This window comes from Bradyrhizobium sp. (assembly GCF_016219575.1).
GTDB lineage: Bacteria > Pseudomonadota > Alphaproteobacteria > Rhizobiales > Xanthobacteraceae > Bradyrhizobium.
On sequence record NZ_JACRMG010000036.1, the window covers coordinates 25421 to 42232 of the forward strand.

At 63.0% G+C, this 16812-nt stretch carries 17 protein-coding genes; 9 read left to right on the forward strand and 8 right to left on the reverse strand.

The features are described from left to right. The first annotated feature begins 24 nt into the window (after positions 1-24). On the forward strand, positions 25-393 hold the full coding sequence (locus HZB49_RS27000) for a hypothetical protein (RefSeq protein ID WP_291616995.1): 369 nt from the start codon (positions 25-27) through the stop codon (positions 391-393). On the opposite strand, the gene HZB49_RS27005 is transcribed toward HZB49_RS27000, so the two are convergent. After that, positions 338-1669, reverse strand: a complete 1332-nt coding sequence (locus HZB49_RS27005) for an integrase arm-type DNA-binding domain-containing protein (protein ID WP_291616997.1) — start codon at positions 1667-1669, stop codon at positions 338-340. The two genes, HZB49_RS27000 and HZB49_RS27005, sit on opposite strands and share 56 nt — an antisense overlap. A 470-nt stretch (positions 1670-2139) precedes the next feature. On the opposite strand from HZB49_RS27005, the gene HZB49_RS27010 reads away from it, so the two are divergent. The 3 genes from HZB49_RS27010 to HZB49_RS27020 all read left to right on the forward strand — a co-directional run bounded on the left by HZB49_RS27010 (position 2140) and on the right by HZB49_RS27020 (position 5312). Then, positions 2140-2382, forward strand: coding sequence for a hypothetical protein (locus tag HZB49_RS27010; protein WP_291617000.1), 243 nt, complete (start codon positions 2140-2142; stop codon positions 2380-2382). Between the two features lie 654 nt (positions 2383-3036). Next, positions 3037-4620, forward strand: a complete 1584-nt coding sequence (locus HZB49_RS27015) for a DUF262 domain-containing protein (RefSeq protein ID WP_291617002.1) — start codon at positions 3037-3039, stop codon at positions 4618-4620. A 98-nt stretch (positions 4621-4718) separates the two neighbouring features. Continuing rightward, the gene (locus HZB49_RS27020; protein ID WP_291617005.1) at positions 4719-5312 is read left to right on the forward strand and encodes a hypothetical protein; all 594 of its coding nucleotides are present in this window, start codon (positions 4719-4721) and stop codon (positions 5310-5312) included. A gap of 355 nt (positions 5313-5667) precedes the next feature. On the opposite strand, the gene HZB49_RS27025 is transcribed toward HZB49_RS27020, so the two are convergent. Further along, the gene (locus HZB49_RS27025) at positions 5668-5856 is read right to left on the reverse strand and encodes a hypothetical protein (protein ID WP_291617006.1); all 189 of its coding nucleotides are present in this window, start codon (positions 5854-5856) and stop codon (positions 5668-5670) included. Between the two features lie 242 nt (positions 5857-6098). Between HZB49_RS27025 and HZB49_RS27030 the strand changes: the two genes are divergently transcribed. Then, on the forward strand, positions 6099-6482 hold the full coding sequence (locus HZB49_RS27030; protein ID WP_291617008.1) for a Rid family hydrolase: 384 nt from the start codon (positions 6099-6101) through the stop codon (positions 6480-6482). A 291-nt stretch (positions 6483-6773) separates the two neighbouring features. Here HZB49_RS27030 and HZB49_RS27035 read toward each other — a convergent pair whose 3' ends face one another. After that, positions 6774-7832 (reverse strand): transglycosylase, encoded by a 1059-nt coding sequence (locus tag HZB49_RS27035; RefSeq protein WP_291617010.1) that lies wholly within the window; start codon positions 7830-7832, stop codon positions 6774-6776. Positions 7833-8113: 281 nt separating this feature from the next. Further along, a complete protein-coding gene (locus HZB49_RS27040; protein ID WP_291617012.1) occupies positions 8114-9301 on the reverse strand; it encodes a CoA transferase in 1188 nt (395 codons plus the stop codon). A 527-nt stretch (positions 9302-9828) separates the two neighbouring features. On the opposite strand from HZB49_RS27040, the gene HZB49_RS27045 reads away from it, so the two are divergent. Beyond that, on the forward strand, positions 9829-10191 hold the full coding sequence (locus HZB49_RS27045; RefSeq protein WP_291617014.1) for a DUF4118 domain-containing protein: 363 nt from the start codon (positions 9829-9831) through the stop codon (positions 10189-10191). Beyond that, a complete protein-coding gene (locus HZB49_RS27050; RefSeq protein WP_291617016.1) occupies positions 10192-10422 on the forward strand; it encodes a hypothetical protein in 231 nt (76 codons plus the stop codon). It begins immediately after the preceding gene. Here HZB49_RS27050 and HZB49_RS27055 read toward each other — a convergent pair whose 3' ends face one another. The 3 genes from HZB49_RS27055 to HZB49_RS27065 all read right to left on the reverse strand — a co-directional run bounded on the left by HZB49_RS27055 (position 10423) and on the right by HZB49_RS27065 (position 13928). Further along, positions 10423-11724, reverse strand: a complete 1302-nt coding sequence (locus HZB49_RS27055; protein WP_291617018.1) for a M20/M25/M40 family metallo-hydrolase — start codon at positions 11722-11724, stop codon at positions 10423-10425. Between the two features lie 106 nt (positions 11725-11830). Next, positions 11831-12340, reverse strand: a complete 510-nt coding sequence (locus HZB49_RS27060; protein ID WP_291617020.1) for a hypothetical protein — start codon at positions 12338-12340, stop codon at positions 11831-11833. 37 nt (positions 12341-12377) lie between these two features. Beyond that, positions 12378-13928 carry an acetolactate synthase large subunit gene (locus tag HZB49_RS27065; RefSeq protein ID WP_291617022.1) on the reverse strand — a complete coding sequence of 517 codons (1551 nt, stop codon included), beginning with the start codon at positions 13926-13928 and terminating at the stop codon, positions 12378-12380. Positions 13929-14160: 232 nt separating this feature from the next. Here HZB49_RS27065 and HZB49_RS27070 point away from each other — a divergent pair, with 232 nt between their 5' ends. Then, positions 14161-14739: a L,D-transpeptidase gene (locus tag HZB49_RS27070; protein ID WP_291617024.1), complete on the forward strand. Its 579-nt coding sequence runs from the start codon at positions 14161-14163 to the stop codon at positions 14737-14739. 69 nt (positions 14740-14808) lie between these two features. Then, a complete protein-coding gene (locus HZB49_RS27075) occupies positions 14809-15609 on the forward strand; it encodes a DUF2927 domain-containing protein (protein ID WP_291617026.1) in 801 nt (266 codons plus the stop codon). Positions 15610-15721: 112 nt separating this feature from the next. On the opposite strand, the gene HZB49_RS27080 is transcribed toward HZB49_RS27075, so the two are convergent. Further along, positions 15722-16810, reverse strand: a complete 1089-nt coding sequence (locus tag HZB49_RS27080; protein ID WP_291617028.1) for a M48 family metallopeptidase — start codon at positions 16808-16810, stop codon at positions 15722-15724. Positions 16811-16812: the final 2 nt, after the last annotated feature.

The following is a 16812-nucleotide window of genomic DNA, read 5'->3' on the forward strand; positions in this document are numbered from 1 at the left end:
CCGATCGTGGTTCGGGGCGGAGGCATGGGCGGCAAGGACGAAAAAACTCGGATCGAGGCATTTGGGACGCCACGTAGTCGGAAAATGCCGCTCTCCACGAACCGCCGCCGCAAGAATCGTGGCATGCCGCCGCCCGCGACGTTCGATATCGACACGCTGCCGGGCAGCTCTAATTTGACCGCACTCGAGGCGGCCGCGGTTATCCGACGCACGCCCGGAGCGCTAGAGCAGTGGCGGCGCGATCCCAACCACCCGCTGAAATGGCGCTACGTCGATGGCCGCCCGCTCTATCGTGTCGATGCGGTGCGCGATTATCTGGCCAGATGCGATAAGACCACTACGCCGACCCAGCCGCATAATGCTCGCGGAGACGGCCGAGCAGCTCGGCCTTGATGGGATCGAGCGGATTCGTCCGCTGCAGGCGCACGACCTTGCCGACCCGTTTCGCGCCGACCAACTCCGCGATGTAATCATGAGCCGCTTCGAACGCCATCTTGCGGATGATCCACTGTTCGTCGTGATTGTAGACCTGATCGATTCCACGCGGCTTTTGCCCGACACACAGCCGCTGGATTTCGTTGTCGTAGCCGCAGCGTGACATGACGGTGCGCAAGCTGCGCCTTAAGTCATGCATGGTGAACTTGGCGACACCCGCTTCTTTGACCAAACGATTGACCATCCTGGTGAAGCCCGACATCTGGCCACCGGTCTTCGGTGACGGGAAGACATAGTCGGACGTCGCGCGCTGGAAATGTTTTGCGGCCGCAAGCACCTCGTCAACGAGGTGAGTACGCGGCACGTCGTGGTGCAGGCCCATTTTGGTCCATGCCGCATCGAAGGTGATGCGGTCATCCATGATGTGCTTTCGCCACTCGATCATGGTTGGCTCGCTACGGCGCGGGCCACCGAGCAGGCACATGCGTGTTAGTTGCCCAAATGCCCCGAGCTTGCCGGATGCGTGCCAGACCTTGATGATTTCTTCATCGGTCAGTGCGCGGCCCTTCGTTCGGCGTCCGACCCTCTGCGCACGGGTTTCCTTGGGCGCGCGATAGCCGGCGAGCACGTTGTGCTCGACGTAACCTTCAGCGACGCACCATTCGAGGAGGGTGTGCACGTGCTTGCGCAAGTCCTTGGCTGCACCGCGCTTACCGGTTTTGGCGATCTTGTCGACTGCCGCCATGATTTGCCGTCGGGTCAGCTCGGCAATGGCGAGATCGAAGTGATCCTTAAGACCCCGTCGCAGCGCCGACATTGCCGGTTTCCAGTTGACGACCTGGCGTCCGGTCAGGGACGTTTCGTAGGGCCCATCTTCAATGATCAGGGTCGCCAGCGTGGTGCACTGCTTCTCAGCCAACTGTTGTCGCTTGGCCTCGCGCTTGGCGTCGTTTGGATCGACCCCTATGACCACCTCGCCAGCGGCGATGGTAGCGGCCTTGCGTGCTGCCTTCTCGTTGAATTTGGGCCATGCGCCCAGGGTCTTGCGTTGGGTGCCTCTCATCCCAGGCTTGGTGAAAAGGTAGACCCAGGTCCGGCCGCCGGTGGCGCGCATGCGCAGGGCGAGGCCGGGCAGCTTGTCGTCGTGGAGATAATGGTGCGCCTTACCCGGTGGCAGGGTGGCGTTGCGGATCACTGCATCGGTGAGTGTCAACTGGTTGGTCGGCTCCGTCATTATCCCTGCGCTCCCTGTCACGGTGTGCCCCGTAGCCGCCCGGATCATCCAAGCGAAGGGAAAGTGGTCATTGACTTTCCTTCGCTTTTGCCGCCTCGGGGCACACCAGCGTGGAAGGCCGCCCCTTGGAGGACAGAGGGGGCACAGACCCTCCCCGATTTGTGTGCCCCAAGGGAAGATGACGCGGGGGCACAGCGGGGGCATACAAAATGTAGTAAGGTCAGCTATGGCCTATTATGGCCGCATGTGGCGAAAGTACCTGCACTATAAAGACTTCTCCACCTTTTTACTATGGCTGGCTCAGGTTGGCTAGAGTCTACGGATTGTGGTTCACACGGGAGAGGTCCAAGGTTCGATCCCTTGTGCGTCCACCATTCCTCCGCCCCTTCCAAGGCAATCTCATTCAAGCGCAACGGCCCCGCGGTGCCGTGGACACGCACGCCACCAGCCGAGCAGCAGGGACGAACCTCGTGATATACATCGTGCTGGTTGCCGTGATCGGCATCCTGCTGCTGCAAGGGACCGGCGCCATACCGCTCGACAGCGTCGGCGGAGCGCTGGTGATCGCGACGGCTGTTCTCGCCGGCACACTGGCTGTCGCGATCCACGAGGCGTGGACGAAGAGGCGGGGTGTGCCCGGCTGGATCGTGAACATCGTCATCTCGTTCGTCGGTGCCTTTCTGGTCGCCCCCTCGGCGGCATGGCGATGGTGATACTCCTCGTCCCGTTCATGGATGGGTCTTCGTCGCTGGCGGCCGCGGCAGGCCCCCAGATGTCCGTCACGCTCGCCGGCCAGATGGCGATTACGCTACTGGGATCGTGGGGTGCGCTGTGGCTCGTGAACCGGTGGCGGTGAGCCCGCTGAACAAAAATATCGAAAACAACCCCATGCAAAGTAGCCGACGGCTGCCGACATTAGGGGCTTTCGTCTTTTCAGAATACAATTGACACGTCGGGCAAATCAATGGCACGGTGCCATCATCCAGGGATAGCTGCACGGGACGCGGCGCCGGGACCACACGACTTCGCCGTCCGCGAGAGGCGCCTCATCGGCGGAAGACCGCCTTTACGCCGGCTCGCGTCCATCGCATCTCGTACGTTACGTGACGATGCGCAGCGCCCCTCCAGAGGGTGCGGGACGGGGCGCGTTTAACGACAATCAGCATTCTCGTAGAGCGAAATATTCCTTCATGCAAATTCCGTTATTCGAAACCATCGATCACTAGTGCTCGCTACTGTATGCTTGCCTCCTTGGGTTTGGCCAAGGCTGTGGGATAGTCCATTTGTGCAACGCAAATCTGGCGCTCAAGCTTTAAAACTGCCGCTCGGCAACCTAGAGTGCGGCTTTAAAGCGGTTGGGAGCCAACATGGCCACAAGTATCGTCAATTTGGACGCGCTGATCCCGCGCGACGATTTCCAGGTGAAAAGCGGTAGCGCGGACTATAGCCGTCGAGACAAGATAGCAATCACAGATATCGAGCCCAAGGCATTTATGTACTTGGCTCTTCGAAAACCCGATTTTCAAAGAGAGACTGCAAATTGGTCACCGCAAAAGATCCAGGACTTCGTTAAGACGTTTTTGGATGGAGATTTGGTCCCGGCAATTATTCTGTGGGCCGCCGGCGAGACGGTTTTTGTGATCGATGGAGCGCATAGGCTGAGCGCTCTCATCGCTTGGGTGCAGGATGATTACGGAGATGGCGATACTTCTCGGATATTCTCAAAGAACGATATCCCGCCCGAGCAGGTCAAAGCAGCTAAGAAGACCCGAGAAATCATCGACGGCTCAATAGGCTCTTACAGCGAGCACGTATTTGCTGTTGAACATCCGGATAGGGCGAAGCCGGAAGTCCTTCAAAGGGCGAGACGACTGGCAAGCCTCTCTCTCGATCTGCAATGGATACGAAATACTGACTCCCTGAAAGCGGAGAATTCCTTCTTCAAGATCAACCAGGCCGCCACCGCGATCGATCCTACGGAGCTAAGGATCATCCGAGCGCGAAAGGCAGCCAACGCGATTGCCGCACGGGTCATCACTCGGAACTCAACAGGTCACGAATACTGGTCGGAGTTCGGAGATAAGACGAAGGCCGAAATCGAGGAAATGGGACGTGAGTTGTACCGACTACTCTTCCACCCGCCGATCGAAACTCCGATCAAGACTCTCGACCTGCCTGTAGCCGGGCGGGGATACAGCAGTCCAACGTTGCCGCTGATATTTGAGATGGTCAATCTAGCAAATAGCCAGCCCGTGCTAGACGTGACCAAAGGCAACAAGAAGCTCCTTGATCTGCCACCGCCTCCCGACGGCGATGGAAGCGAGACCATCAAATTTCTAAGAAGCACTCGAAAGATTATCAATCGAATAACAGGGCTTCATGCGTCGTCACTCGGATTGCATCCTGCTGTATATTTCTACAGCGCTACAGGTCGTCATCAGCCTACGGCGTTTCTAGCGGTCGTCGAACTGATTAGAGAATTCGAGAAGCAGGACGCCTTCGTGCAATTTACCGACGTGCGTGAACGTTTCGAGCGATTCATTCTGGAGAATAAGAGTTTCTCCAATCAAGTAACGGTCAAGATCGGCAGTGGTGCCAAAGGATTTCAAAGGCTCAAAAACCTTTACGTGAGGGTGTATGAGGCCATGGTCAATGGGCACGACAACGCTACAATTCTGGAAGCTCTTCGTAGAGACAAGGAATTCTCGTTCCTGACGCCAGATGAAAGATTGGTCGAAACCAGTTCTGGGCAATTCAGCCGAGAAACGAAATCCGCCACGTTTTTGCGCGACGCGATTGTTGGCGCTCCAAGATGTCGGATTTGCAAGGCCCTGCTGCATTTCAACTCGATACAAATCGACCATGTCGTACGTAAGGAGGATGGCGGCTTAGGAGTCTTGGAGAACGCTCAACTCGCCCATCCATTCTGCAACAGCACGATTAAGAACTGAGCTTCAAGGGCTAAAGTTACAGCATCCAATCCCTCACAAAATCGCATCGCCTTGCCTCTGCTTCCGCGATAACAAAGGGAAATTCTAAGGAACGCAAGATGAGTAATCCCCAGATCAAGGCGTTCGTTGTCGACGTCGACCGACTGCCAGTGGATTTCCCAACGCAACGGCATGATGGAGCATTCTGGGAGGCTGTGGGACGCGCCGTCGCTACATTCGGTTTTCTTGAGGAGGTCTTGGGAAGAGCCATCTTCGCATTTACGGCAACCCGTGAGTTCGCTCCCGATAAGATTGAAGCCGAATACGCCAATTGGCTTCCGACTTTGGAAAAGGCGCTCGTTGACGCGCTTGGCAGCCTGATTGCGTCGTATGGTAGGCACGCGCGCGCCCATCAGAACGCGCCTGCGTATCTTGACGACCTGTTGGCTAAGCTTCGTGAAGCCACTGTCTGGCGAAACACTATCTGTCATGCATCCTGGAGGCCACCCGACCAGCAGGGACGCTCACTCCCATTCTATGTCGACAAAAAGCAAGGCGTTTTCGAAACCTCGGTCGACATTGCTATGCTAAGACAATTGCAGCGACACGTCGCCGAACTGGCATGTGCGGTTGTGAGCACGGTCACCGAGATGGGCTATCAATTTCCAGGATCGAACGGCGCCGGCAAGCCGATAATGACCGGCTTTCCGTGAAAATCTTTTCGAAGGTGTTTCTGCATGCGACATGCTGTTCTAACTAAATCACGCCGCCTCGCCTCAACCCCTCAATCTCACCCGCGTCATACCCAAGTCCCGCCAGCACAACATCCGTAAGCTCGCTGAGCGTCGGTGGGCGCGTCGCTATTTCGCCCGATGCTTCCGACAGCCGGACGGCGGCGCGGGCGACCGGCGCGGATTTCGGCAGGCCGGGATATTCGACAAGGAACCGGCGGCGCGGATGTGCGGGTGATCGAGCGGCTGTTGCGCGCTGACGACAGGGCCGTTCTCGCCACGCTTGAGATCGTCGGCAAGCGCGGGACAAATCGAATTGATTTTGCCGATGCCCGGCCTACGCGGCCTTCTGCATATGCAGCAGGGTCGCCACGCAGCGCTCGCCCTGCCAGATCTCGATCGTCTGGTCGCCGAGCGCCTTCCGCGCTTCGGCCAACGCTGCTGCATCATCCATGAATGGCGCTATTCGCGGCGGCCGTGCTGTCCGGCCCTGGCGGTCCAACAGATAGAACTGGTAGTTGCTCATGGTCGCCCCCCGACGCGCCGATATGTTCGCTACCTTGCCCTGCGATTGCGGCAACTTCCGATAGGAAAAGAAGGCGAAATCAGGGAAACCCCGGGAATAGCGACGGCTGCCTGCCTTTCGCTGGCACCACCTCGCGCACCACGCCGGCCCTGTGCCGGCGCCTGCGGCCATGACGTGCTGGCCGACAGGGCCAACAGGAACTAGCCTGCGGCATCGCTCCCGAATTTTCCGAGGACGGACCCATGCCGAAAATCCAGCGCATCATCGTTCCCGACGTTCCGAAGCCGGTCAGCCATTATTGCCACGTGACCCGCGCAGGCCCGCACGTCTGGGTGGCCGGCGTCGTCGGCGCGGCGCAGGACGGCAGCATACCGTCCGACGTCGTTGCCCAGTTCGACATCGCCATCGCGGCGATGGACAAGTGCCTGAAGGCGGCCGGCGCCGGGCCGGAGCATGTCGTCAAGGTGCAGGTTTTCATGACCGACATCACGGAACGGCCGAAAATCAACCCGCGCCGCATCGCCTATTTCGGCGAGAACCTGCCGGCCTCCACGCTCGTCGAGGTGAAGGGGCTGGTCGATCCGCGCATGAAGGTCGAGATCGAGTGCCAGGCTTACGTCGAGTAGAGCGGGACGACTCCCCTCATGGTGAAGGCATCGGGCCGCGCTTTGCGCTTTAATTCCTCATCCTGAGGAGCGCGCAGCGCGCGCGTCTCGAAGGATGCAGGCCCGTCTGTGGCCTCATGGTTCGAGACGCGCTTCGCGCTCCTCACCATGAGGGTTCCAAGACTGCGCCACCAGTCGTAGGATGGGTAGAGCGTAGCGAAACCCATCATCGTCCGTGCAAGGAATTGATGGGTTTCGCTACGCTCTACCCATCCTACGGACTACGGACTGGACCAAACCACCGACGGAAACTTACGGCTTCGCGCCTTCGGCGGCGGCGGTGGCCATGTATTTCGTGCGGAATTCGGCAACCCGCGCGCGCCACATGCCGACGAACGCCGCCGACGTCACGTTCTCCACCGATTTCCATTCCTTCTTGAGGACCGGCAGGGTGTTGCCCCAGATCGCGCGCCTGCACCACTTCTCGCCCTTCTCCCGGCCTTCGCGGGTGGCGCACATGGATTTCCAGGCGATGCGATCGGGCCGGCTGATGTGCTCGGCGGCGCCTTCCCAGCCCTGCTGGTGGATCAAATAGAGATCGCTCAGGTCCGGCTTGCGGCGCGTCACCCACTCGAACAGGATGCCTTCGGTGATGACCTTGTAGGCGGCGGCCACCGCATTGTCGCGGGGATTGCGAATTTGGCCGGCGCCGAACTTGCCGAACTCGTATTCGCTGAGCTGGAACACGCCGATATAGGACCCGGTGCGTTGATTGGGGTTGAAATTGGACTCGATCTTCGCCACCGCTTTCATGAAATTGAAATCGAGACCGAACGCGTCGGACGCGCGCTTGATCTCCTCGACCGGCGTTCCGACCGGAATGTCCTTCCATGAATTCAGGACGGTCTGCGCCGGCTTCTCGGCGGGCGGCAGTTCGGACCAGACGTAGTAGATGAGATACTGGAAATCCTGCGCCGCCGGCGCCGGGCTGGAGGCGTCTTTGGCGGCATCGCCGGACGCATTGCGCGTTGCCGGCACCGGTAGGGCGACATCGTGGGTGTTCAGCGCCGCCAGTCTTGGCCCGATGGAATGGCCGGCGATTTCGGCTCGCGCGATCAACGGTCCGGAGACCGATCCGGTCACCGAGCCGGGTCCTGCCAGCGCCGTTTCAGCTCCGGCGGATGCCTCCCGCGGCACGGCGGCGGAGAGCAGAGGCATCACGGACTTCACGACCGCTTCGGGCATCGCGGCCTGCACAGCCGTTTCCGGCGCCGCGTCCGGCGCGGTCGCGACCGGACTGTTTGCGGCAGCCAGGTAAATTCCCGTGGATGCGATCGCACCCACGATGCAGATGACCTGCCAGGCTTTCATTTGCCCCCAACTCCGCGGCACGGTTCCCGAAACGACGCTACATGTTCGCCGTAATGAGGCGAGTTCATGACGGTAACGGCTCTTGGTGGAGGGTATGTTAACCGGGTCTGGCGGGGCTGCGTCACACGCGGCTCTAACCCCTCATCCTGAGGAGCCCGCAAAGCGGGCGTCTCGAAGGATGCAGGCCCGTCTGTGGCCTCATGTTTCACCCGGCGATGCGAAGCATCGTCCGGAGACGCGCGCAAGAGCGCGCTCCTCACCATGAGGGTAACACTGTAGCCCTAAATCACCCCGCCTCGCCTCAGCGCCGCAATCTCCGCCGCGCCATACCCGAGCTCCGCCAGCACCACATCGGTATGCTCGCCGAGTGTCGGGGGACGCGCCGCGATTTCGCCCGGGGTTTCCGACAGGCGGACCGCGGCGCGGGCGACGGGTGCGGCTTTCGGCAGGCCGGGATAGTCGACGTCCTGCAGGAAGCCGGCGGCGCGGATGTGCGGATGATCGAGCGCCTGTTGCGGGCTCAGCACCGGTCCGGCCGGAATCATTGCGTTGCCCAGCGTGTCCACGGCTTCCTGCGTGGTGCGCTCGGCACACCAGCGCGCCATCCGCGCGCTGATGATTGGGCCGTTCTCGCCGCGCTTGAGGTCGTCGGCAAAGCGGGGATCCTCCAGCCACTCCTTCTCCTCGCCCATCAACCGGGCCCAGCGGATGAACAGCGGATGGCCCGTCACCTGGCACAGCACCCAGCCGTCTTTGGTGCGGTAGATGTCGGCGGGCGCGGCGGTCTGGCCGAGATTGCCGGTCGGGACGCGGTTCGCGGCAATGACGGCCTGCTCGATCAGCGTGGCGTTGGTGAAGGACAAGGCGGTTGCCAATAGCGCGCCCTCGACGATCTGGCCGCGGCCGCTCTTGCCGCGCTCGATCAGGGCGGCGAGCGTGCCGAACGCACAATGCAGCGCGGTGCCGAAATCGACCCAGTTCACCGCGGCCCGGTAGGGCGGATCGCCGGCGCCGGTCATGTACACCGAGCCGGACATGACCTGGCCGACGCCGTCGAAGCCGACGCGGTCGGACCAGGGCCCCGGCCCGCCGAACGCCGTTGCCGTGGTCAGGATGATGTCGGGCTTGATCGCCTTCAAGGAGTCGTAGTCGAGCTTCATCGCGCGCAGGGTCTGCGGCGGCAGATTGGCGACGACGACGTCGGCGGTCGCAACCAGCCGGCGCATCACCTCCTGGCCTTCGGCCTTCATCGGATCGAGGGTGATACACTTCTTGTTGCGGTTGATCTGCAGGAACAGCGCGCCCTCGCCGCCGCTGCCGACCGGCGCCACGAAGCGGTCCTCGCTGCCGTCGCGCTTCTCCACGCGGATGACCTCGGCGCCGAACTCGGCCAGCAATGTCGCGCAATAGGGGCCGGCGATATAGCGCCCGAAATCGAGCACCCGCACCCCCGCCAGAACTCCCCCCATCGGTGTTTTTTCCCCATGTTTTCCATGAGATTACAGGGGCTGTCTTGCAGCGCAAGGCGGCCGCCGGAGCCACACCAACCGTTGTCATGCCCGGCCTTGTGCCGGGCATCCACGTCTTTGTCTCCATCAGCGAGAAAGAACGTGGATGGCCGGGCATAGGCGAGCAAAACCGACGCCGTCCTTCGGACGGCTATGCCCGGCCATGACGAAAACTGACTCAGTTTCAAGTGGTTAGAAAGACCTTAGGGCCACTGGTTGCTTTCCCGGTCAGGCTCTGCGGAGGCTTCCGTTTCCAACTGTACTCCGGTAGTTTGTTCCCGAGCGAGGACAGCCTTGCTGCGGCATAAGCCCCTCATGGTGAGGAGCGCCAACGGGTCCGCGCGCAGCGCGGCCCGATGACAGGCTCCGCGCGTCTCGAACCATGAGGCCCCGCCTGTGGCCTACATCCTTCGAGACGCCCGCTCCGCGGGCTCCTCAGGATGAGGAGTTGGGACGCTTGTGACGCAGTAGGATAGCGGGGGCGCTTGATGCGCGATGTGATCCTGAGAGTGAGGCCGTGGTCGCCGTCGGCGTTCCTGGCGGCGCTGCTGATGATCGTGCTCGCCGCATCGATCCAGGAAGTTTTCGTGGTGTTTGGCACCAAGCTCTATTTCGCCTCCTTCTTCCCCGCCATCCTCATCGCCACCCTGCTGGCCGGCGCGCCGGCGGGTGTCTTTGCAACGCTCCTGACCATTCCGGTCGTGTGGTGGGCGTTCATGCCGCCCTATTTCGAATTCGAGCCGCTCACCACGGACGACTATCACCGCTTCGCCATGTTCGTGCTCGGCAGCGCGCTGATGATCGCCTTTGCCAATCTCTGTCGCGAAGCCCTCGTGCTGTTCCGGAAATAGATGTCGCCGCAGAAAATCATGATCTGGATCATGACCGGCATCGGCGGCGCGGTCGGGCTCTTTGCTCCCGTGGGCATCGTCAAATGGCTGCTGGAAAGCGAGCCCGAGGATGCCGGCATCCTCACCTTCTTCTTCCTGCCGGTCTGGTGCCTGCTGGTGGTGATCGGCCTGCTGTTCGGACGCAGGCTCGGCGTCGCGCTGGCGGGCCTGCGGCGCGCGGCGCAGCGCTAGCTACTTCTGCCTCACCGCCAGCGCCGGCCTGGTCACGCCGTCGAGTCCGGCAAGCATCAGCACCGTGAGCAGCGCGTTCTGCGGACCCATCCAGGCATCGGTCGGCTTGTACCATTCGTTGCGCGAATGCCAGTTGCCGCCCTCGCCGCCGCCGCCGATGGTGACGGCGGGAATGCCCAGCGACATCGCGATGTTGGAATCGGTCGAGGAGCCCGCGAAGGTGACGCGCGGGCCGCGGGCGATGGCTGAGACCGCGCGCTGCGTCGCCTGTACGATCGGCGCATCCAGGGACACGATGCCCGCGGGCCGGTCGCCGATCAGCTTGATCTCCACCGTCATCTTGTCGGTGTTCCAGCGCGCGTTCTCTTCGGCGACCGCCTGCCTGACCAGCGCCAGCAATTTCTCCTCGAGCCTGAGCAGCTCGGCGGTATCGTTGGAGCGCATGTCGACCGCCATGCGGGCTTCCGCCGCGATCGCATTCACCGAGGTGCCGCCGCGGACGGTGCCGACGGTGAAGGTGGTGCGCGGCTCGGCCGGCGGCCGCAGCTCCGAGATTTTGGCGATCGCGCGGCCCATGGCGTGGATGGCGCTGGGCAGGCCGAACTCCTGGAAGGAATGCCCGCCCGGGCCCTTGAAGACCATCTCGTAGCGATGGCTGCCGGTGGACTGGTTGACGACCCGGCTGATGCCGAGCCCGTCGATCGAAATGAAGCCGTCGATGTCCTTGTGGTCCCTGAACAGCGCCTTGACGCCGCGGAGATTGCCGAGCTCTTCCTCGCCGACGGTGCCGACGACCAGGAGATCGCCGACGGTGGCAATGGCGTTTTCGTTCATCGCCTTGACCAGCGACAGCAGCGCGGCAAGGCCGCGCGAGTCATCGCCGATCCCCGGCGCTGTGATGACGCCGTCCTTCTCCTTCACGGTGACGTCGACGTCGTCGGGAAACACGGTGTCGAGATGCGCCGACACCACGAGCTTGGGCCGGCCGCCGCCCGTTCCCTTGCGCAAGGCGACCACGTTGCCCTCGCTGTCGATGGCGGCGTCCTTGAAGCCGAGCTCCTGCATCCGCTTCAGATAATATTCGGCGCGGACTTTCTCCTTGAACGGCGGCGCCGGGATTTCGGTGATGCGCTTCTGCTCTTCCAGCGCACGGGCGTCGTCGGCCCTGATGTCGTCGAGCGTCTTGACGACCTTGGGATGGGCGAGCAGCGCCTGCAGCGTCGCGTCCATCGAGGGCGCCTGCGCGAAGGCGGGAGCAGCCAGCAACAGCGTTGCGACGATCGATGCGGTGAATTTCATCATGATCCCTCCCAGGATGACGATCCGTAGGGCGGATTAGCCGAAGGCGTAATCCGCCGTTTCTCGCAGGTGTCGGCGGATTACGCTCTCGCCAATCCGCCCTGCGCCACTACGCCAGACCCAACTCCCGCAGTCGGCCGGCGAACCAGTCGGACAGCTCGCGGTCGATGATGCCGCCGAGATAGACGTCGGACGACTTCACCTTGCCCTTGGCCAGCACCAGCAGCACGCCGATGCGGTAGGCGAACCACAGATGCGGGTCGGTCAGTCCGCGCAGCTTGTGGTGATCGTGCTCGATCGGCTGGTGGTTGGTCGCCTTCCGCACCTCCACGACCAGCAGGTTCTCCGGCACCGCGCGGCGATGCACGGCGATGTCGGGGAAGATCGACTTGCCGAGCTCATCGTCGGTCGAAATGATCGTGCCGTGCGGCAGTTTCAGCAGCCGCTCGCCGAGGCGGTTGTAGTCGCAGTCGACCTCCCAGCCGTCGAACTGCCGTTCCAGGTGCACCGCCATCCGGTGCGTCAGCGTGCGCTCGCCGAGATCCTTGTCGAACAGCACGCCCTCGCTCGCGTAGAATTGCTCGATCGCCCTGACGACCTTCTCAAGCTCCGCCCGCATCAACTTCCCCAATTGGCGCGGGCAAGTGCGCCCCGCGCTACATCTGCACCTCGATCAGCCGCGGACCGGGTTCGGCCATGGCTTCTTCCAGCGCCTTGTTGAACTCGTCCGCCGTCGTCACCGCGCGCCCGGGGACGCCCATGCCCCTGGCGAGCGCGACGAAATCGATGGTCGGCCGGTCGATCCTCAGCATGTCCATCGCACGCTGGCCGGGCTCGCCGGCGCCGACCCCGTCGAACTCGCCGCGCAGAATCTGGTAGATGCGATTTGCGAACACAATCGTGACAACGTTGAGGCTTTCGCGCGCCTGCGTCCACAAAGCCTGGATCGTGTACATCGAGGAACCGTCGCCGACCATGCAGATCACCTTGCGGTCGGGACATGCAACCGCCGCGCCAGTCGCCACCGGCGGCGAGAAGCCGATCGAGCCGCCCATGTTCTGCAGCCAGTCGTGCGGCTTGGCGGCCGCGGTCGGCGGGAAGAACTGCCGGCCGGTGGTGATGGACTCGTCCACCACGATGGCATTTTCCGGGATCGCCATGGCGATCGCCTGCGCGATATTGGCGTGGTTCAGGGGACCGGTCGGCTTGGCGATGTCCATCGGCTTCTGCGGCACCACGTCCGCCGGCCTGGCGCCGAGCGCATGGGCCAGCGCTTCCAGCGCTGCGACGGAATTCTCGCCGCCGCCCGTGACGCGATGCACCTCGCAGCCCTCGGGCTTCAACATGCTCGGCTTGTTCGGATAGGCGAAGAAGGCCACGGGATCGTTGGCCTCGACCAGCAGGATGTTCTTGAAGTCCTTCAGGATCGGCAACGCCTGCTCGATCACATAGGGAATGCGGTCGATGGCGTAGCGGCCGCGGCCGCGCGCCATCCTGGGATTATAGGTCTGGCCCATCACCTTGCAGCCGGTCTTGCCGGCGATCTGCTGCGCCAGCGCGAGGCCCTTTTCGGTGAGCGCGCTGCCGGTGAGCAGCAACAGGTTCTGCGAGCCGCCGCCATTGCGCAGCACCTTTGCGGCATGATCGACGGCTTGCGCGGAATAATTGGCGCGCTGCGTCTCGCCGTTGACCTGCGCAATGCCGTCCGCCTCGTTCCAGGCGGTGTCGGCGGGCAGGATGAGCGTCGCGACCTGCGGCGGCGAGCTCCTGGCGGCGGCAATGGCGGCCGCGCCGTCGGCGGCGACGGACTTGGCATCCGGCGAGGTGCGCACCCAGGCCGACATCGGCCGCGCCAGCCCCTCGATGTCGGAGGTCAAAGGCGCGTTGTAGCCGATGTGATAGGTGGCGTGCTGGCCGACGATGTTGACGATGCCGGAATTGGCCTTCTTGGCGTTGTGCAGATTGGCGAGACCGTTGGCCAGGCCGGGGCCGAGATGCAGCAACGTCGAGGCCGGCGTGCCCTTCATGCGGAAATAGCCGTCGGCCGCGCCCGTCACCACGCCCTCGAACAGGCCGAGCACGCAGCGCATGCCCTCGACGCGGTCGAGTGCGGCGACAAAATGCATTTCCGAGGTGCCGGGGTTGGTGAAGCAGACGTCCACGCCGCCTGCGACCAATGTCCGCACCAGACTTTCCGCACCGTTCATCGTTCCGCCCCTGTCGCTGCCGTTTCCCGGGTTCATTTCGGGGTTGAGATCAACCATTGTTCGGCCGTCTCGTCAAAGGGTTAGCCGACAGGGCAGCCATCGCGCAGGACATGTTGTATTTCTTAACCGCCCGACTCGAAAATGCCGCAGTCACGGGCTCGTTGCTTGCGCAGGCGTTCCCGTTATGGCCTGTCGGGGCGAGGCATTCGAAATTGACTTGCGAGGAAGAAAGATGATCCGGGGGCTCGGTTGGCTGTATGCGGTGGCAGCGATGCTGGCGGCGGGCAATGCACAGGCGCAACTCTTCGACATGCGCGACATCATGGGCGGCGGCCCGAATTTCCGCGGCGGCGGTTACAGCGGCGGCCGCAGCCCGGTCGCGCGCTCTACGGTGATGCTCACCGGTTATGCGCCCGGCACCATCGTCATCCATACCGGCGAGCGGCGGCTATACCTGGTGCAGGGGAACGGCCAGGCGATCAGCTACGGCATCGGCGTCGGCCGCGACGGTTTTCGCTGGAGCGGAACCCACCGCATTACCGCAAAGAAGGAATGGCCGTCCTGGACACCGCCGGCGCAGATGCTGCGCCGCCGTCCCGATCTGCCGCGCCACATGCCCGGCGGCGTCGAAAATCCGCTCGGCGCGCGTGCGATGTATCTGGGCTCGACGCTCTACCGCATTCACGGCTCCAACGAGCCGGAGACGATCGGCCAGGCGGTGTCGTCCGGCTGCTTCCGCATGACCAATGAAGACGTCACCGATCTCTACAGCCGCGTCGGCGTCGGCACCACGGTGGTGGTGAAGAACTAGGGCGGAACCTGCTGGCGTCGACGCATGCGGGCCTTGCGCGCGCCTTCTTCCTGCGTCAGCGTCGTGACAATGAACAGACCTCGCCGGCACACTCTCCTGATAGCAACGGCGCTGGCGGCGTCGACGATCGGAATTGCCCTGCCCCCGCCGGCCGCGGCCGAGCTCGCCGCCATCGCCTCGCGGCAGCGCGCCGAGAAGAAGCATTTCACCGACAGCGAGATCGTCGAAGGCTTCATGAAGACGGCGTTCGGCGCCGAATACCATCTGGCCGGCCGCGTCGACCGCATCCGCAAATACGAGGTACCGGTGCGCGTGTTCGCCGACGGCCGCGCCGACCGCAGGGCGCAGATCGGCAAGATCGTCGCCGACATCGCTACGCGCGTGCGCCATCTCGACATCGCCATGGTGGACAGCAACGAGGCCGCCAACGTGCTGGTCAAGCTGGTGCGCGACCGCGACCTGTTCCGGACCATCTCGACCTTCTACGGCGGCGAGCGCGCCAGGGAGATCAAGTCCTCGCTCGATCCGCAATGCCTCTCCGGCTTCCGCAAGAACGAGAAGTTCGAGATCGAGCATTCCGACGTGATCCTCACCGTCGACAACGGCGACTTCGTCTTCCTCGACTGCGCCTATGAGGAACTGCTGCAGTCGCTCGGTCCGATCAACGACACCGCGAGCGTGCCGTGGACCATGTTCAACGACAACGTCTCCATGGGCTTCTTCGACGTCTACGACCAGTATCTGCTCAACCTGCTGTACGATCCCCGCATCAAGGCCGGCATGACCGTGCAGGAGGTGAAGGCGGTGCTGCCCGCGGTGCTCGCCGACGTGCGGATTTGGGTGAAGCAGGTCAACGGGCTGGCGGATTGAGAAGCGCTCTCGCGCCGCTGTAGGATGGGTAGAGCGCGAGCGAAACCCATCGAGGACTTTCAGCGGGCGCAGATGATGGGTTTCGCTCGCGCTCTACCCATCCTACAATTTTTCATACTTTTCCCTTGCCGCAGATTCCCTTCAGGGCCCGCCACTCCGCGTCGGTGAGCAGCGGCGGCCCCTTCGGGGTCTGGTCTTCCCTGCTCATCCGCGCCAGCCGGTCCTCGCTCAGCGGATGGGTCGAGATGATAGTCAGGCCCTTGCCGCCTTCCTTGCCGGTGACGCGCAGCATCAACTCGCCCATGGCCTTGGGCGGGCGGCCGAGCTTCTTCATCACGTCGATCGAGAACGTGTCGGCGGCGGTCTCGGCCTCGCGCGAATGGGAAGAGGTCACCAGGGTGCGCGAGGCGAAGATCACGGCGCTCGAGCCGGTGATGTCGCCGAACAACAGGCCGATCAGGAACGAGGTGCCGCCGTTGTAGATCAGGCCGCGCATGTTGTCGCGATGCCTGAGATGGCCGAGCTCGTGGGCGATCACGCCGGCGATCTCGTCGGGGTTGTGGGCCTTGGCGATCAGGCTGTCGAACATGATGATCTTGCCGCCCGGCAGCGCCAGCGCGTTCGGGATCTCGCTCGACAGCACGGCGGACTGCACGGAATCGTCGAGACCGGCGGCATTGCGCAGCGTCGTGACCAGCTTGTCGAAGGCGGCCTGTCCGGCGGGGCTGCTGTCGCAGACCTTCTCGCCGAACACGAACTTCACCTGCTTTTCGGCAACGTCGCCGAAGCGCCGCTCGAAGGATTCCGGCACCAGCGGCGCGAGGCGGTCGGCCGCGAGCGGCACGCCGTAGAGGACGACCACCACGATCGAGACGGCGGCGGCGAGCGACCAGCCGACGATCTTTGCCACGCCGCGGCGGCCGAGATGATGTTCGTCGAGATCAGCGGTGCGGGAAGTCAGCTCGGCCGCCAGCGCGGCATCGCGGATCTCGAGCCGCGCCAGCGCCGGCGCGGTCTGGCAGGAGACGCGCAGCGTGCCGGGCGCGCTGTCGGCGCGGCGGATATCGGCAAAGGGCCACCTTGCCCTGATCTCGCCGTCGACGGCGATCTCCAACGCATCGGCGAAGGCAAGCGTCGCGGCATGACGCCGGCTCGACGTACCGTCGAAGTAGATCACGGATTCGCTGCCGGTCGCGTTCATGC

What these genes read in the sequence shown, in the direction of transcription:
- HZB49_RS27060 (WP_291617020.1), bottom strand. Translation starts at nt 12,340, where the DNA reads ATGCGGGCGGAGCTTGAGAAGGTCGTCAGGGCGATCGAGCAATTCTAC.
- HZB49_RS27030 (WP_291617008.1), top strand. Translation starts at nt 6,099, where the DNA reads ATGCCGAAAATCCAGCGCATCATCGTTCCCGACGTTCCGAAGCCGGTC.
- HZB49_RS27055 (WP_291617018.1), bottom strand. Translation starts at nt 11,724, where the DNA reads ATGATGAAATTCACCGCATCGATCGTCGCAACGCTGTTGCTGGCTGCT.
- HZB49_RS27040 (WP_291617012.1), bottom strand. Translation starts at nt 9,301, where the DNA reads ATGGGGGGAGTTCTGGCGGGGGTGCGGGTGCTCGATTTCGGGCGCTAT.
- HZB49_RS27065 (WP_291617022.1), bottom strand. Translation starts at nt 13,928, where the DNA reads ATGAACGGTGCGGAAAGTCTGGTGCGGACATTGGTCGCAGGCGGCGTG.
- HZB49_RS27025 (WP_291617006.1), bottom strand. Translation starts at nt 5,856, where the DNA reads ATGAGCAACTACCAGTTCTATCTGTTGGACCGCCAGGGCCGGACAGCA.
- HZB49_RS27045 (WP_291617014.1), top strand. Translation starts at nt 9,829, where the DNA reads ATGCGCGATGTGATCCTGAGAGTGAGGCCGTGGTCGCCGTCGGCGTTC.
- HZB49_RS27005 (WP_291616997.1), bottom strand. Translation starts at nt 1,669, where the DNA reads ATGACGGAGCCGACCAACCAGTTGACACTCACCGATGCAGTGATCCGC.
- HZB49_RS27070 (WP_291617024.1), top strand. Translation starts at nt 14,161, where the DNA reads ATGATCCGGGGGCTCGGTTGGCTGTATGCGGTGGCAGCGATGCTGGCG.
- HZB49_RS27020 (WP_291617005.1), top strand. Translation starts at nt 4,719, where the DNA reads ATGAGTAATCCCCAGATCAAGGCGTTCGTTGTCGACGTCGACCGACTG.
- HZB49_RS27080 (WP_291617028.1), bottom strand. Translation starts at nt 16,810, where the DNA reads ATGAACGCGACCGGCAGCGAATCCGTGATCTACTTCGACGGTACGTCG.
- HZB49_RS27050 (WP_291617016.1), top strand. Translation starts at nt 10,192, where the DNA reads ATGTCGCCGCAGAAAATCATGATCTGGATCATGACCGGCATCGGCGGC.
- HZB49_RS27035 (WP_291617010.1), bottom strand. Translation starts at nt 7,832, where the DNA reads ATGAAAGCCTGGCAGGTCATCTGCATCGTGGGTGCGATCGCATCCACG.
- HZB49_RS27075 (WP_291617026.1), top strand. Translation starts at nt 14,809, where the DNA reads ATGAACAGACCTCGCCGGCACACTCTCCTGATAGCAACGGCGCTGGCG.
- HZB49_RS27015 (WP_291617002.1), top strand. Translation starts at nt 3,037, where the DNA reads ATGGCCACAAGTATCGTCAATTTGGACGCGCTGATCCCGCGCGACGAT.
- HZB49_RS27000 (WP_291616995.1), top strand. Translation starts at nt 25, where the DNA reads ATGGGCGGCAAGGACGAAAAAACTCGGATCGAGGCATTTGGGACGCCA.